This is a genomic window from Hyalangium minutum, from assembly GCF_000737315.1.
Taxonomy (GTDB): domain Bacteria; phylum Myxococcota; class Myxococcia; order Myxococcales; family Myxococcaceae; genus Hyalangium; species Hyalangium minutum.
Genome location: NZ_JMCB01000005.1, coordinates 60,062 through 75,322, shown reverse-complemented (window position 1 = coordinate 75,322; position 15,261 = coordinate 60,062). Strand labels below are relative to the sequence as shown.

General features: G+C 66.8%; 10 protein-coding genes. 6 read left to right on the top strand and 4 right to left on the bottom strand.

Annotation, left to right across the window (positions count from 1 at the left end):
* Window positions 1–7: 7 nt before the first annotated feature.
* On the bottom strand, window positions 8–3,208 hold the full coding sequence (locus tag DB31_RS13890; protein WP_083968260.1) for a TIGR02266 family protein: 3,201 nt from the start codon (window positions 3,206–3,208) through the stop codon (window positions 8–10).
* 167 nt (window positions 3,209–3,375) lie between these two features.
* On the opposite strand from DB31_RS13890, the gene DB31_RS13885 reads away from it, so the two are divergent.
* Window positions 3,376–4,509, top strand: coding sequence for a hypothetical protein (locus tag DB31_RS13885; RefSeq protein ID WP_044187478.1), 1,134 nt, complete (start codon window positions 3,376–3,378; stop codon window positions 4,507–4,509).
* Window positions 4,510–4,521: 12 nt separating this feature from the next.
* On the opposite strand, the gene DB31_RS13880 is transcribed toward DB31_RS13885, so the two are convergent.
* Window positions 4,522–5,445 carry a DUF1684 domain-containing protein gene (locus tag DB31_RS13880; protein ID WP_044188073.1) on the bottom strand — a complete coding sequence of 308 codons (924 nt, stop codon included), beginning with the start codon at window positions 5,443–5,445 and terminating at the stop codon, window positions 4,522–4,524.
* A gap of 225 nt (window positions 5,446–5,670) precedes the next feature.
* Between DB31_RS13880 and DB31_RS13875 the strand changes: the two genes are divergently transcribed.
* Window positions 5,671–6,015: a PilZ domain-containing protein gene (locus DB31_RS13875; protein ID WP_044187475.1), complete on the top strand. Its 345-nt coding sequence runs from the start codon at window positions 5,671–5,673 to the stop codon at window positions 6,013–6,015.
* Between the two features lie 461 nt (window positions 6,016–6,476).
* Complete coding sequence (locus DB31_RS13870) at window positions 6,477–8,291, top strand: tryptophan dimethylallyltransferase family protein (RefSeq protein WP_044187473.1); 1,815 nt, start codon at window positions 6,477–6,479, stop codon at window positions 8,289–8,291.
* A 19-nt stretch (window positions 8,292–8,310) separates the two neighbouring features.
* Here DB31_RS13870 and DB31_RS13865 read toward each other — a convergent pair whose 3' ends face one another.
* On the bottom strand, window positions 8,311–9,717 hold the full coding sequence (locus DB31_RS13865; protein ID WP_083968257.1) for a tryptophanase: 1,407 nt from the start codon (window positions 9,715–9,717) through the stop codon (window positions 8,311–8,313).
* A 238-nt stretch (window positions 9,718–9,955) separates the two neighbouring features.
* Between DB31_RS13865 and DB31_RS13860 the strand changes: the two genes are divergently transcribed.
* Together DB31_RS13860 and DB31_RS13855 are read left to right on the top strand one after the other, a co-directional pair.
* On the top strand, window positions 9,956–10,561 hold the full coding sequence (locus tag DB31_RS13860) for a hypothetical protein (RefSeq protein ID WP_044187469.1): 606 nt from the start codon (window positions 9,956–9,958) through the stop codon (window positions 10,559–10,561).
* Window positions 10,562–10,582: 21 nt separating this feature from the next.
* Window positions 10,583–12,037: an FAD-binding protein gene (locus tag DB31_RS13855; RefSeq protein WP_044187467.1), complete on the top strand. Its 1,455-nt coding sequence runs from the start codon at window positions 10,583–10,585 to the stop codon at window positions 12,035–12,037.
* Between the two features lie 82 nt (window positions 12,038–12,119).
* Here the strand turns inward: DB31_RS13855 and DB31_RS13850 are convergent, their stop codons facing one another.
* Window positions 12,120–13,505: a styrene monooxygenase/indole monooxygenase family protein gene (locus DB31_RS13850; protein WP_044187465.1), complete on the bottom strand. Its 1,386-nt coding sequence runs from the start codon at window positions 13,503–13,505 to the stop codon at window positions 12,120–12,122.
* A gap of 613 nt (window positions 13,506–14,118) precedes the next feature.
* On the opposite strand from DB31_RS13850, the gene DB31_RS13845 reads away from it, so the two are divergent.
* The gene (locus DB31_RS13845) at window positions 14,119–15,138 is read left to right on the top strand and encodes an alpha/beta hydrolase family protein (protein ID WP_044187463.1); all 1,020 of its coding nucleotides are present in this window, start codon (window positions 14,119–14,121) and stop codon (window positions 15,136–15,138) included.
* Window positions 15,139–15,261: the final 123 nt, after the last annotated feature.

Sequence of the window (15,261 nt, the reverse complement as noted above, 5' to 3'; positions counted from 1 at the left end):
GGGGGCCTCAGGACCGGCCCACCACCTTCTTGAGGAAGCCCCAGAAGCGGCCCGCGCGCTCGCGCAGATCCGCGCCCCGGCGCTCCTCGGCTGCGCGCGCCGCGTTCGCGTCCACCTTGAGCTGTTGGGCCAACTCCTCCGGCGTGTACCGCGTGGCCAGCGTCGCCCGCACCGTCTTGCGCGTCTGGTACTCCCGGGCCTCGACGTAGAGCACACACTCCGCGTCCAGCTTGATCGTCACCGCCACGCGCACCGAGCCCTTCGGGCCCTTCGGCAGTCCCTCCAGCCGCACGGTGCCCAGGTATTCGTTGGCGGAGATGTGGTTGTCCTCTCCTTGGAAGATGGACAGCTCCAGCACCTCCTCGTCGTCCCGGGAGGTCGCCACCGCGAACGAGCGCTGCGCCGGCAGCGGGGTGTTGCGCTCGATGACGCGCTGGAACGAGCCGCCCGGCATCGCCAGACCGATCGTCATCGGCAGCACGTCGATGAGCACCACGCTGCTCACCTTGTCGATCGCCGTCGAGTACAGCGCCGCGCCCAGCGCCACCGCCTCGTCCGCGTTCACGCTCGAGTGCGCCGACTTGCCGAACAGCGATTTGATCTTCTCGCGCACCAGCGGCATGCGCGCCTGACCGCCCACGAGGATGATGTCGTCGATGTCGCTGGGCTTCAGCCGCGCGTCCAGCAGCACGTCCCGCACCACATCCAGCGTGCGCGACACCAGGCTCTCGCAGATGCGCTCCAGGTCCGCGCGCGTCATCGTGAAGTTGAGGTCCCTCGGTCGGCCGATCTCGTCCATCATCAGCATCGGGATATGGACCTCGTAGTGCTGGCGCTCGGAGAGGGCGATCTTCGCCTTCTCGGCCGCGTCACTCACGCGCGACAGGGCCACGCCGTCTCCCTGGAAGGGCACGTTCTCCAGCTGCTGGAAGCGCTCCAGCAGGAAGTCGACGATGGCGTTGTCGAGGTCGAGACCGCCCAGGAAGATGTCACCGCCGGTGGCCAGCACCTCGAAGACGTTCTTCTCGATGCGCAGGATGGTCGCGTCGAAGGTACCGCCGCCCAGGTCGTAGACCAGCACCCGCTTGTCCATCTCGCGGTTGAGGCCGTAGGCCAGCGCCGCGGAGGTGGGCTCGTTGAGGATGCGCTCGACCTTCAGGCCCGCCAGGGCGCCGGACTTGCGCACGGCCTCGCGCTGCGGCTCGGAGTAGTAGGCGGGCACCGTCACCACCGCCCGCTCCACCTTCTGGCCGAGGTGCTGCTCAGCCATCTCCTTGCACTCCTTGAGGATGAGGCCCTGCACCTCCTCCAGCGAGAGCACCTTGTCGGCCACGCGCACGGCGGCACGGCCCAGCGCGTCGGGGACGATCTCGTAGTGGAAGCGCTCGCGGACCTGCTTCACCACGGCGCTCTCATAGGGACGGCCGACAATGCGCTTCGCGCCGTAGACCGTCTGCGTGGGGCGCATGACGAGCTGGCTCTTGGCCCGGTGGCTCACGAGCAGCTTGCCCTGCGAGCTGATCGAGATGACCGAGGGGATGGTGTTGTAGCCCTCCTTCGAGCGCAACACCTGGGGACGGCCCCCCGTCATGATGGCCACGCACGAGTTGGTGGTGCCCAGATCGATGCCTATCACCGGCCCCGTGCCCACCACTGGCTCGGGCGGATGCAGGAAGACGGTCGGCGGGAAGACCATCTTGGGGGGAGCCTCGGGAACCGGCGGCCGGGGAGGCGCGGGCGCAGGCGCGGCAGCGCTCCCGGGAACGGGCGCAGCGGGACGCGGCGCCTCCGCACGAGCCTCGGGCGCCCCCGCGGGGAACGAACGAGGAGCCGAGGGCGCGGGCCCTGAAGACGGAGGCGTAGCGGCAGGGAGCGGCGGCGCGCGGTTGGGAGGCTTGCGCCGAGGCTTCTGACCCGGCTTGTCGACGTCGATGTCCTCGCCGCTTCCGAGGTTCAGCTCGAACTCCACGCCCTTGCCAGGCTTGAAGTCCGGCGAGTCCGACTGGTTCACCAGCTTGGGGCCAATGAGGCCCAGCTCGACATCCACGTCGAACGCAGGCTTGAGCGGAGCTGGAGGAGCCGCGGCGGCCGGAGGAGGCGGCGGAGCGGCCGGAGGCGGCGGAGCGGGCGGCGGGACCTGGGGCGCGGCGGAGACCGGGGGCGGGGGCGGAGCAGCCTGCACAGAGGGAGCAGGCTGCGGCGCTACGGCAGGGTAGGCCTTCGCCACGGGCGGCAGCGGAGCCGCAGGACGAGCGGGTGCAGCCGGAGGAGGAGGAGGCACGGGCTGGCCCTGAAGGACGGGGGCCACCTCGGCGTCCTCCAGCGCCATGCCCACGGCCACGGGCAGATCCCCGCCCAACGACTCCATCTCGAAGTCGATGTCGGGCATGGGCTCGTCGACGACCTCGAACTTCACCTCGGAGGACGCGGAAGCAGACTCCGGGGTGACCAAAAGCAGGTCATCGACGGCGATGTTCACGTCATCTTCGCCGGGAGGGGGCACGGCCAGGGGCACGGGCGTGGGAGCCGTGTGCACCGAGTACACGGGCGGCTTGCCGGGCTTGCCGATCTGCGAGCCCATCGACTCGAGATCGTCCATGAGGTCGCCCAGATCGGCGCTCTCCTCCAGCCGCTCATCGGTCAGCATCGGGCCCGAGGGGAGCTCCTCGGCCTGGCGCTTCGCACCGGGGCCCTGCTTGGGCGCCGTTCGGGAGACCGGGGCAACGGAGGGCGCGATGGCAGGCAGGCGCGAGGCGGTGATGCGCTTGCCGACCCGGTCCAGCATGCCCTTGGCCAGCATCTCCCGCTCCAGCGCCTCCACGTCCACGGAGGGTTTGTCCCCCGCCGCCGCGGCCCCACCCGCTGAAGCGGCCGCCTTGCTGAGCTGCAGCATCCGATCGATGAGCGACTGGGTGACCGGGTCCAGTTCCTGGAACTGGAGCCCCATGCCCGGAGGGCCTTCCTCGTTGGTCGTCTCGCGCACCCAGCGCACCACGGCCGTGCCGCGCAGCACGCGGACGCCGCCGGCAATCTGCACCTCGAACTTCACAAGCGTGCCCACCGCCTGCGGTGTACGCGTGCGAATGAACATGCCGCCAGGGCTCAAGTTGGTGGCGAACTCCTCTGCGAAGCTCCCCACATCCGAGTGCTTGAGCTTCACCAGCAGACCTACGGCTTTCCGGTCTGTCGCGCGCCGCCCCTGTTCCATGATCAGAACTGTCGCGCTCCGATACCCCTCGCTCAAGCTCTTAATTTCCCCAAAGCACGCTTGTTTGGCCGCACCTTCACTGTGTAGGCACATGCCTCACCCAGCGGATCCACCCACCCCATGGCATCCTTGACGGGCTCGGACCCCACGCGTCGCAGGAGCCCTGAATGAGCGCAGTCTCCGCCGCCCCCGCCGTCCCCCTGCACGCGGGCTGGCTCGTCGATCGCCGGCATGATCTGCTCTCCACCGTGGGAGGGCTGGCTGCGAGCCTCGTGCTGCTCGGCCTCCATCTGGGCGTGGGCGTGAGCGGCCTGGTGCTGTGGTGGATGTGGGTGCTCACGCTGGACGGGCCGCACATCTTCGCCACGCTTTCGAGGACCTACCTGGACCGTCGGGAGCGCACGGCGAGGCGCCGGCTGCTGCTCGGCAGCCTGGGCTGGTTCGCCGCGGGTCCCCTGATTTTTGGGGTCTCGGTGCTGCTGGGCCAGCGGCTGCCGTTCGACCTGTTCCTGACCTTCGCCAGCCTGTGGGCCTACTGGCACGTGGTGCGCCAGCACTACGGGCTGATGACGCTCTACCAGCGGAAGAACCGGGACACGCTCCCAGTGGATCGCCGGGTGGACAGCCTCACGCTGTATGGAGGGCTGCTGGCGCCGTTCGGGGCCTTCGCCGTCACGCACCCGGTGGCGCGCAGGCTGCTCGGGCTGGGGCCGCAGCCGGGGGTGGAGGAGAACCTGGCCTGGGCGTGCTGGGCGGTGACCTTCGCGGTGGTGGCGCTCTTCGCCGCGCGGCAGTTCCAGCGGTGGCGCCAGGGCCTCGGCATCAACGGGCCCAAGGTGCTGCTGCTGGCTGCGGCGATCGGGCTGAGTGTGCTGCTCTTCCTGCCCGGGGTGGCGCGCCGCGTGGAGTTTCTCATGGTCGCCGTGGTGGTGACGGCGTTCCACAACGTCCAGTACCACGGCATCGTCTGGTTCTATCACCGCAACCGCTACCACGGGCCCGGCGTGGAGCACGCCGACTTCGGGCTCGCGCCGCGCATCAGCGGGCGCTTCCTCATCTATGCGGCGTGTGGCGTGGCCTTCACCCTGGCCTACCGCGCGCTGGGCTGCGGCTTCGGCTTGCACCCCGGCTGCGGCACGTTCGACGCGAAGCTGATGCTCGGCGCAGGCCTCTCGCTGAGAGACCTGGCCTCGGGCTTCATCTGGGGCTTCGCCCTGCACCACTACTACCTGGATCAGAAGATCTGGCGCGTGAGCCGGGACGCTGGACTGAACAAGGACCTGAAGCTCTCGGCGGCATGAGCGTGCGCTGGCTCAGTGGTCGCCGTAGCGCTTCTCTCCGGCCTCGACCCGCACCTTGAGCCGGTTCTGCGACGGCGGCAGCGGGCAGGTGGCGAACGAGGTGAACGCGCACGGCGGGTTGTAGGCCCGGTTGAAGTCCAGCACCACCTTCCCCTCCTTCGGCATGGCTGCGTACAGGAAGCGGCCCGCGCCGTACGTCTCATCGCGGTTGGTCAGGTCTCCGAAGATGAAGAAGAGCTGATCCTCGCCCGGCTCCTGCACCGGCGAGAGCCGGTACTCCTGACCTCCCACGGTGAAGACGACGGTGCCCGGGGACACCATCTCCTCCACCTCGCCCAGCACATTGGGAACGGAGATCTTCTTCTCGGTGGTGGCGGGCTCGAAGCGCCCCTCCACCCGCCAGGCGGCGCTTGGGGCGTAGGTGGGGATGCCGTGGAACGCCTTGCGCGTGGGCGCCTCCGAGTCCTTCACCCGCACGCCCAGCCGATCGCCGCGGCGAATCACGAAGAAGCGCACGGAGCCCAGCGCCAGCGTGTCCGGCTTGCCGTCGGCATCACTGCGCAGCGCGCCTCCGGTGAAGGGCTTGCCCTCCAGCGCCAGGGACGTGCCCTTCTCGAGCGCGAGGCTCACCGTGGCTCCCTTCCGGGTGAAGGTGCCCGCATGAGCGGGAAAGGCCGCCGGGAACACCACGTCATTGTCCGGCGCAGAGCCAAAGCGGTTGGCGCCCTCCTTGAGCCAATGCAGCCCCACCAGCGTGAGCCACCCATCGTCCGACGTCAGCCGGGAGACGCGTTCGGTGTGCCAGGCACGGGTCTCGGCTTCGATTCCAGGAGAGGCATTCATGGGCGGGGTGGAAGGTTTGGGGGTGGATGGGGGCGCAGCGCTCACTGGAGCAGCAAGGCCCAGGGACACCAACAACAGGGAGCTCCATTTCATGAGGACCACCATGTCAGGGCCCCGCCTTCCCCTAAATGTATCTGCGGGACTTCAAAGACACACATTGAAAACAAAAACCCTTCTTTTGCTCACCTGTCAACCCCATGCAACACATTGCATGCCGATGTAGACAAGCCGCAAGGGCTGCCTCTCGGTATGAAACCCGCATATTGTTTCACCTCATGTCCCGCCGTGGATGACGGGCAGCGCGTCAGGAGGCATCCCGTGTCCTACGACAACGAGCGGCGTCGGCACCAACGGTACCCCTTGCGGCTGGCCATCAAGCTCCACTGCCCCCGTGAAGTGCTGGACGCGGACATCATCAATGCCTCGGCCAGCGGCTGCCTGTTGCTGTCTCGCGTGCCCGTAGAGCCCGGGCAATCCATCGAGGCCAGCATCCCCGAGCTGCTCATCCCTCGGACGCGGCTGAACATCCTCCGCTGCCAGGCCACGCCTGCGGGATATGTCATCGCCGCGAACTTCGACACGGCCCTGGGCGATGAGCTCTCCATCGCCTGGCTCTCGGAGGAGCAGTCCCCCGAGTCCGGCGTGCCGCGCTGGCTGAACTGACCCACCCACAGCCCCGGTTGCTCCTGCCCTGTTGAGGCCTGGATCACGCCTCGATCCAGAGCCCCGCTATCCGATCAATCCCAGATAGAACCTTCTGGGTAGTCCTTTTTCTCTCAGTCTCCAGGCCGAGATGGCTGTTCATCCCACCTGGGTCATTTTCCGCATGTGAGTCATTCCTCACCCACCCGGGGAAAATGTTGCGTGTTTTTTGCCAGGACTGAAAACCTAAGAGATCAACACACTCCCACTTGCCAAAGAATCTCGCAGGGTAGAGATTTTTTACCCATTCTATTTGACCCGAATAAAAAAAATGCGTTACAACCACACCTGTCGGAAGTCGATGGGGCGGGTCTGAATCACCCCTCATTGATTGCCAAATTCTGGGGGGTTACCGAATCACAGCAGCGAGCCCAGAAGCCCGGGCGCTGGGTCTTGACCAGTCCAGTCGAGGAGCAAAACCGATGCAGCAGGTCCTGGAGCATTTGAGAGAGCGGCAGCAGATCTTCGCCAGGTCTTCTTTCGTGGGCTTCCTCCGGGATACACGCCTCTCGCCCCAGGAACGTCTGAGCTTCCTGCCCTGTCTGGCGCCGCTCGTGCTGGGCTTGGCGGACCTGAACCGCACGATGATGGGGGAGGAGCCCGAGCTCGTCCCGGAGAACCCCCAGGAGAGTGCGCACTGGGCCGCTTATCTGAGCGATCTGCAGATGCTGGGGCTGAGCTCCACCTCGGACCTCAACGGCATGCTGCGGCTGCTGTGGGGAGCGGAGGGCAGCTTCACTCGCAAGACGCTCTTCGAGCTCATTGATGTGGCGGCGAACGCGAGCCCGGTCCAGGCGCAGATCCTGATGCGGGCGCTCCACACGGCGGGGAGCATGGGCCTGGGAGCGCTCGAGCACGTGGCCCGCACGTTCGAGGCGCGCACGGGCAAGGAACTGGTGGGTTTCCGGTTCCTGCGCGCGCAGCTGGAGGGAGCCTCGTGCTGGGCCACCGCGGGCCAGCAGCTTCCGCCGGGTTCAGAGAAGGAGGCCCTGGAGACCGTGGATGAGGTCTTCAGCCACCTCATGGGCCTGAGCAACCACCTGCTGGCGTACGCGCTGCACCAGTTGGAGGTGAAGCGGGCGCTGATCGCGTGGGAGCCACCCTCCTCCCTGACCTTCGAGGAGTTCGGCATTGCCCGCCTGCAGGCGCTCTGCGAGGCGGTGGGCTACGACGCCTCGGACACAGAGACGGTGAAGCGCTTCTTCAGCTTCATGAGCAGTCCCTGGGGCTCCCAGCAGATCGGCTCCACCCCGCCCTGGAAGTCGGACATCACCGACGACCACACGCCGTACGAGCTGTCCCTGGCGCTCGAGGACGGACGGCCCGAGGTGCGCTTCTTGATGGAGTCCCAGAGCGCCCACGGCCCCACCACGCTGCGCTCCACCTGGGAAGACGGCATTGCCCTCACCGAGCGGCTGAGCCAGGAGTTCGGCGTCCGGCTGGAGCGCTTCAACCTCGTGAAGGATCTGTTCGAGCCGGTGGATCCCCGCGCCCGCTTCGCGCTCTGGCACGCCTTCTTCCTCAAGAACGGCCGGGCCGACATCAAGGTCTACTTCAACCCCGCGGCCCAGGGCCCCGAGCGGGCCCACGCGGTGGTGCAGGAGGCCCTGGAGCGGCTGGGCCTGCACCGCGTCTGGCGCTGCCTCAGCGAGCACACCCTGCGTCCGGACGGGCTGGATCAGATCATCTACTTCTCGCTGGACCTGTCCGCTCACCGCACGGCCCGCGTGAAGATCTACCTGGCGCACAAGGACATCACCGCGGAGGAGCTCGAGTCGGTGATGGCGCTGGCACCGGAGTACGTGCCCGGCGAGGCGTGGATCTTCTGCCAGGCGCTCAAGGGCCACACCGGCCGCGTCGAGTCCTCGCGCTCGCTGCTGACGTGCCTGTCGTTCACCTCGGATGAGGATCGACCCACCAGCGTCACGCTGCACGTCCCCGTGCGCTGCCACGTGCGCAATGACCAGGAGGCCCTGGAGCGCATCCGCTTCCTGCTGGATCCGCAAGCCCACATGCTGCTGGAGCGGGCGGTGCGGGCACTGGCGCACCGCCGGCTCGACACGGGCGTGGGATTGATGCAGTGGGCCTCCATGCGCCGGCAGGGAAGCCAGCTGCGGACCACCATCTACCTGGCCACCGAGGCCTACGGCCTCAGCGCGCACCAGGAAGTGTCCCCCCAGCCGCAGCCGCTCTTGGTCGGCACGGCCAGGCGGGAGTTCAACCGCGCCATCGTCTGAGCGGCGCCAGCCCTGGGTGCTACAGGGGCTCGAACTTCGAGAAGAAGTGCCCCAGCACCTCGGGTGAGTAGGTGATCTTGTAGCCCTTGTTCTGCGGCGCCTTCTCCTTCAGCCGCGCCATCACCGTGGCGATGTAGTCCAGGTGCCCCTTGGTATAGGTGCGCCGGGGAATGGCGAAGCGGGCGAACTGGAAGACGCGCGGGGTGATGTCGGCCGTCTTCGGATCAATGGTGATGAGCGGGAACGGATAGGCGCTGCCACGGATGGCGCCCTCCAGGTAGAGATCGCACGTGAAGGCGATCGCCGGGAACTTGTCCTCCGGCAGGTGCGAGTAGAGCCCCGCCACGTCGATGAAGACGCCCGAGCCTCCCGAGGGCTTGCTCACGCGGATGCCGGTCTTCTCGAACAGGTCCGCCAGGTAGGCGATCTGCTGCGTGCGGTGGGCCAGGTAGGGCTCCTCGATGCCCTCGCGCAGGCCCACGGCCACCGCCTCCAGGTCTCGGCCCGCCAGACCGCCATAGGTCGGGAAGCCCTCGTAGAGCACCAGCTTCTCCTTGCACCGCATCGCGAGCTTCTCGTCGTGCACCGCGATGAAGCCGCCGATGTTCACCAGGCCGTCCTTCTTCGCGCTCATCCAGCAGCCTCGCCCGTAGGAGAGCATCTCCCGGGCGATCTCCGCGATGGACTTGTCCTGGTAGCCCTTCTCGCGCGTCTTGATGAAGTAGGCGTTCTCCGCGAAGCGGCAGATGTCGAAGTAGATGGGGATGTTGTAGCGGTCCGCGAGCCGCTTCGTCTCGCGGATGTTCTCCATGGACACCGGCGAGGAACACGCGAAGTTGTTGAGCACGGTGATGAGGACGAACGGGACGCGCTGGTGATAGCGCTCCAGGGCGGCCTCGAGCTTGCCCAGATCAAAGTTCCCCTTGAAGGGCCGCTCCTCCTCGAAGCGCCAGAGCCAGTCCCCCACCAGATCCAGCGGGGTGGCCTTGCGGTTCATCACGTGCGCGCGCGTCGTGTCGAAGTGCGTGTTGCACAGGACGATGTCCTTACCGTCCTCCGGCTTGATGAGCAGCTCCATGAGGATGTGCTCGGCCGCACGCCCCTGGTGTGTGGGGATGACGTGCTCGAAGCCAAGGATGTCCTGCACGGCCCGCTCGAACTCGATGAAGCTGCGCGAGCGCATGTACGCCTCGTCGCCCTTCATCAGCCCCGCCCACTGCTGGTCGCTCATCGCGCCCGTGCCACTGTCGGTGATCACATCGATGAAGATGTCCGCCGAGTCCACGTGCACCACGGAGTAGTGGGCCTTCTTCAAGATGCTCTCGCGCTCGGAGCGAGACGGAATGCGGACCTTCTCCACCATCTTCACGCGGTAGGGCTCGGCCAGCGTTTGCAACTCCAACGGAAGATCTTCAGACGAACTCATGTGCTTCTCCTGGTCACGCCAACAGCCGTGGCTTCCCTCTAGTACATGTGCCGCAAGTTCACCTGCCCGACAGAGCCGATCACACCCGCGCGGTGTCTCATCGCCACTCACTACAGGTATCGGACACGGGCAGGAGCAGTACTTGAATCACCGCAAGACCCGTGCTGGAGTACACGCCGATTTCCGGCTCTTCACGTCATCACTTCATTTCGTACGCTGAATCAACAGGGGGATCATCATGCCCAATAGTGAGAACTACAAGGAATACCAGACTCTCGGCTCGACGGTGCAGGTGACGCTGGACGGGTTCGGCTCCTTCACTCTGCTGGCCAGCAAGATCCTGCTCGAGTGCGGCCTGGGAGAGATGGACACCGATGGCGTCGGCATGGCCAAGCTGGATCCGGAGAAGTGGTACCCGCTGGACGCCTTCTTGCGCGCGTTCGATCGCGTGCAGGCGGAGTTCGGGGACTACACCCTGAAGCAGTCGGGCCTCTACATCGTGAAGAAGGCCTCGCAGCCGGGTGACTTCCTGACGGGTATCGCCCGCGCGTTCGAGACGCTGGACATGGGCTACCACTACAACCACGCCAAGAGCGGGAAGCGGATGTTCGATCCGCAGACGGGCCAGATGCTCGAGGGCATCGGCCACTACAAGGTCCGCACCGTGCCGGGCAAGACGCAGGTGTTCGTCGACGCCGACACCCCGTACCCCTGCGCCTTCGAGGAGGGCCTGGTCACGGGCCTGGGCCAGCAGTTCAACGCCGGCGCGAAGGTCATGCATGATCCGAAGACGTGCCGCAAGAAGGGCGCCCCGGCCTGCACCTACAGCATCACCTGGAAGTAGCAGCTCCTGAAGGAGTTCCTCGTGAGCCTCGCCCCCCCGAGTTCCAATCCCTCTCCCCAGGATGCGGTCATCGGCTTTCATCCGGCCGGCCGCAGCTGGGTCTCTCAGGGGGGCACGGCCCCAGGCGTTGAACCCCTCCCGAAGCTGAAGGGAGTGCTGCTCGCCTCGCCGCAAGCGCGAGCGGAAGTGGCGGATGACTTCGGGCACATGGTGAGCCGCCTGCCCCTGGCCGTGCTCCGCCCCCAGTCAGCCGACGACATTGCGCAGATGATCCGCTTCGCCCGGCAGCACCGGCTCAAGATCGGCCCTCGCGGCAATGGGCATGTGATCAACGGCCAGTCGCAGGTGGAGGCGGGCATCGTCATCGACATGCGCTCGCTGAACGCCGTGCACTCCGTCTCCGAGGATCGGATCGACGTGGATGCCGGCATCCTCTGGAGCGTGGTGGTGGAGCGGGCGCTCGCCATCAACCGGACCCCGCCCGTGCTCACGGACCTGCTGGAGCTGACGGTGGGCGGCACCCTGTCGGTGGGTGGCTTGAGCGGCAACACCTTCCGCCAAGGTCTGCAGATCGACCATGTGCTGGAGCTTCAGGTGGTAACGGGCGAGGGCGAGCTGGTGCACTGCTCTCCCACGCAGAACAAAGACTTGTTCGAGGCGGTGCTCGCGGGGCTCGGGCAGTGTGGTGTCATCACCCGCGCCACCCTCAAGCTGGTGGAGGCGCCGACGCACGTGCGCCTGTATGACCTGGGCTACCCGAACCTCGAGGCCCAGCTGCGGGACCAGCGCCTGGCCGTGGAGAACGAGCGCATCGACTACGTGCTGGGCTTCGCGCTGCCGGAGCGGAGCGGCACGGGCTGGATGCACCGGATGCAGGTCCTCCAGTACTACAAGGAGCCGTCGCGTCCCGACGATGCGCAGGTGCTGAAGGGCCTGTCGTACCAGCAGGGCTCCGAGTCGATCTCCGACCTGCCGTACCCCACGTGGGTGAGCCGGCTCGCTCCGCAGCTGGCGGAGCTGCGGCAGAACGGCATGTACTCGCTGCCCCACCCCTGGAGCGATCTCTTCGTCCCGGACTCGAAGCTCGACGCGTTCGCCGCGGAGGTGCTCCGAGAGGTGTCCCCCACCGAGGTGGACTTCTACTTCCCGGTCCTCTTCTATCTGCTCAAGCGCAGCCGCATCACCCGCCCGCTGTTCAGCCTGCCGCCGGGGGAGGACATCTCCTTCCTGTTCGGTGTGCTCCGGACCGCGGCGCCAGGAGCCAAGCGCAGCGTGCCGCAGATGGTGCAGCACAACCGCGAGCTCTACGAGCGCAACCGGAAGTGGGAGGGGACGCACTACGCGCACGCCGCCCTCACGCTGTCTCCCGAGGAGTGGCGAGCGCGCTTCGGCCCGGCCTGGGAGAACCTGGCGGCCGCCAAGCGGCGCTACGACCCAGACACCGTGCTGACGCCGGGTCCGGGGATGTTCCGCTAAAATCACCCGCGCGACTTCGGCTCCGCGCGGCGAGCTGGGGAGCCCCGCTGAGGGTGGGCTCCCCCCTCCTCTGGCCGCGTACTCAGGCCACCTTGTACGCGGCCACGAGCGGGTGACGCGGCTCCAGCCCGCGCCACTGGCGGAACTCCTCGCGCGCCACACCCATGGCTCCGCTGGCGATGGCGCGGATCCACGAGATGCCCGTCGTCTTCTCGATGAACTCGTGCGTCTTGCGCCGATCCTGGAGGGTGGGCGTGAGCATCGCCGGGTCGTTGCCGTTCTCGACGTAGGCGTTGGCCAGCCGCTGCGCGCCGGTGTTGTTGTCGAAGCGGCCATCGCTGCCGTACTGAGCGAAGAGCAGGTCGCGCAGGGCGGCCGAGCCCGGCTGCAGCATCCCGTTGTTGTGGACGCTGGTCCAGTACCCGTGACGGGCCCAGAAGCGCTCGAAGGTGTCCGTCATCCACTGGGCGTCGAAGGGCCGATCCTCATGGGCGACGATGCACTCGAGCATGTTGCGCACCATCTTGTTGCCGTTGTTGGCGCCCTGGCCCCCGATGGGGTCCAGCGACATGGCCGTGTCACCCACCGCCGCCACCAGCCGGCCCGAGGGCAGCCGGCCCACTGGGTTGCGAACCGTGGGAGCGAACTTCCCCACCTGCCAGCCGTAGGAGTCCGACAGCTCGGCGTCCTTGAGCCACTCGTAGTCCCAGGGGACGAACTCCTTGACGACCTGCTTGCCGATCTCGAGCACCTGCTCACCCGTCTTGCAGCCCTCGAAGCGGTCCATCGCGCTGCCCGGGCGGGCCTCGAAGACGAGGTTCCAGCTCTGCCCCACATCCTTGTGGTAGTAGGGGATCCAGAAGGCCTCACCCAGAGGGCCAAGGACGTTGTACTTCAGCCCCAGCATGGGGATGCCGTCGAAGCCCATCTGCGGGCCCTTCACGCACACCATGGCCAGGTGGCGCTGCGGCTTGTCGTAGACGCTGCGCTCGGCGTTGCGCTCGAAGAGGTTGGTCATGTCACCGCGGCCCGTGGCCACGATGGTCAGATCATTCTGGGCGGCGATCTGCTCCAGGCGCTCGATGGAGACGGACTCGATCTCGATCTTGCCGCCGCGCTTGGTGAGCTCGTGCATCCAGTGGTAGCTCTGCAGCCGCAAGTCAATGGCAAGGAACGGCCGGCGCAGGCGGCCCGCCAGGGTGAGCATGCGGTTGCCCGGCACCGGGCAGAGCGTCATGTGAGCGCCCTCACCCCAAGGTGCGTCGTTCTCCCAGGAGTTGAGGCCGAGCTCGTACTCGAACTGAAGCGCCATATCGAAGCGGGTGGCGGATCCAGTCGGCTTGCTCTCGTTCAACCACTTCTCAGGAGTGCGATCCGAATAGAGCGTCACCTCATAACCGGCCTTCAGCAGCGCATGCGCGGCGAGGAGTCCTGCTTGTCCAGAACCGATGATGGCGATACGGCGCATGGTGCCTCCGGGAATCCAGTGAGTCGAAGATGACGAGCGGCGGGTGCTGCTGGCGCGAGCTCCCGCGCCCTGGCTGAAGGAGTTTGCAACCGCTGTGCCCTCAACCTCGGAGGGCGGATGCGGCGTTGCGTCACCCGTCCAGTTCCCCCCGAGAGAGACCTTTCGGCCCTCCTGCCTGCCCTCTCATCTTAGTTTATTGGAGGCCAGAAACACTCCACGGACCCGTCTAAGTTGAATTTCCATTATCAACGGATTTCCCTGACGCTTTTTCTGGGTGCGTGTCGCTTGCTGTCTTTCATTTCCATGCTTTGCGGCACGGGGTAAAAGAAAACCCGGGGGGTTTTTGGCGACCCTTCCGCTGAGTGCCAGAGATCTGGCCGGTTCCTGGAAGATTCTGCTGAACCGAACGGAAGGACGGGGAAAAATTGACCCGGGTGTACTCAGACCCATGGAAATCCCTCGTGGGTGAGATTTTCAGTCCACCAGGTCACAAAGCGCATTTTCTTCAGGAATCTCCGGTATGTACGCTGCTTCGGGTGAAGTGATCCTCTTGCGCTGACCCACCCTGTCTTTCTCACGTTGTGGCAAATTGAACCTCGGAGTAGGTGGGCGCATGCACTGGATGGATGCCCTGGCGGGGCGGCTGATGTCACGCCGGCCCCCCTTCTTTGAGGAGGGGTGGGGTTCTCAGGCCCTGCTCGAGCGGCTCAGCCGGGGGCCTCAGGGTTTCGCACTCCCCGAGCTTCATGAGGTGACGCTGGGTGCGTCACGGCGTGAGGGCGGACTGTGGGTACAGGAGGGACGTTTCCCGAGCCCTGCGGCGGTAGGACCTCTGCCCACCGCGTCCGCCGAGGCCCGCTTCCAGCTCCTGCTCCCCGTCAAAGCCGGGCCGCGCCCCCCGGTGTGCCTCTTCCTGGCTTCCTCTGGAGACCATGGGTTTGGACTGAGGCGCTTCCTGGCCCAGCCGCTGCTCGCCGCGGGCATGGGGGCGGTGCTGCTGGAGAATCCTTATTACGGATCGCGCCGTCCTCCCGGGCAGAAGGGCGAGGCCCTGCGCACGGTGGCAGATCTGTTGTTGATGGGCCGGGCGACGGCGGTGGAGGCCGTGGCGCTGCTGGGCTGGCTGCTGGCGCGGGGCCACCCCAAGGTGGGCATCTCCGGGTACAGCATGGGCGGCAGCATGGCCGCCTACGCCGCGTGCTTCTTCCCTCTGCCCCTGGCCGTCGTCCCCGTGGCCGTGGCGCACTCGGCGGCGCCCGTGTTCACGCAGGGAGTGCTGTCCGCCCTGCCCGACTGGGAGACCCTGGGCCGCACCTGTGGAGGACCGGAGGCCGCGCGCCAGCGGCTGGCCGAGCTGCTCGAGGGCTTCTCCGTCACCCAGCTCGCGCCCCTGCCGAACCCTCGCCGCGCCATCATCGTCGCCGCGCGGAAGGATGGGTTCGTTCCCTCCGCCTCCACCTTGCGCCTGCTGCAGCACTGGCGCGGCGCGGAGCTGCGCTACCTCCAAGGAGGGCACGTCCGTGGGCTCGTCGCCGGCCGCTCCATCATTGCCCGCGCCATTCTCGATGCCTTCTCTCGCATCGAGGACCTCCAGCTCCCCGAAGAGCCTCCCGAGGGTGCAGCCCCTGGGTGAGCAGGCACCCGAGCTCGCGGCGCGCTCCTACCCAGCAGGAGGGACGGAATAGGCGCGCCCTTCAAGGGTTGCCTCGCTACGTCCGCCACGGACAGGAGCTGCGGAAACCGATGGTCCCCGCGC

What these genes read in the sequence shown, in the direction of transcription:
- DB31_RS13845 (WP_044187463.1), top strand. Translation starts at nt 14,119, where the DNA reads ATGCACTGGATGGATGCCCTGGCGGGGCGGCTGATGTCACGCCGGCCC.
- DB31_RS13890 (WP_083968260.1), bottom strand. Translation starts at nt 3,208, where the DNA reads ATGGAACAGGGGCGGCGCGCGACAGACCGGAAAGCCGTAGGTCTGCTG.
- DB31_RS13880 (WP_044188073.1), bottom strand. Translation starts at nt 5,445, where the DNA reads ATGAAATGGAGCTCCCTGTTGTTGGTGTCCCTGGGCCTTGCTGCTCCA.
- DB31_RS13850 (WP_044187465.1), bottom strand. Translation starts at nt 13,505, where the DNA reads ATGCGCCGTATCGCCATCATCGGTTCTGGACAAGCAGGACTCCTCGCC.
- DB31_RS13860 (WP_044187469.1), top strand. Translation starts at nt 9,956, where the DNA reads ATGCCCAATAGTGAGAACTACAAGGAATACCAGACTCTCGGCTCGACG.
- DB31_RS13865 (WP_083968257.1), bottom strand. Translation starts at nt 9,717, where the DNA reads ATGAGTTCGTCTGAAGATCTTCCGTTGGAGTTGCAAACGCTGGCCGAG.
- DB31_RS13870 (WP_044187473.1), top strand. Translation starts at nt 6,477, where the DNA reads ATGCAGCAGGTCCTGGAGCATTTGAGAGAGCGGCAGCAGATCTTCGCC.
- DB31_RS13885 (WP_044187478.1), top strand. Translation starts at nt 3,376, where the DNA reads ATGAGCGCAGTCTCCGCCGCCCCCGCCGTCCCCCTGCACGCGGGCTGG.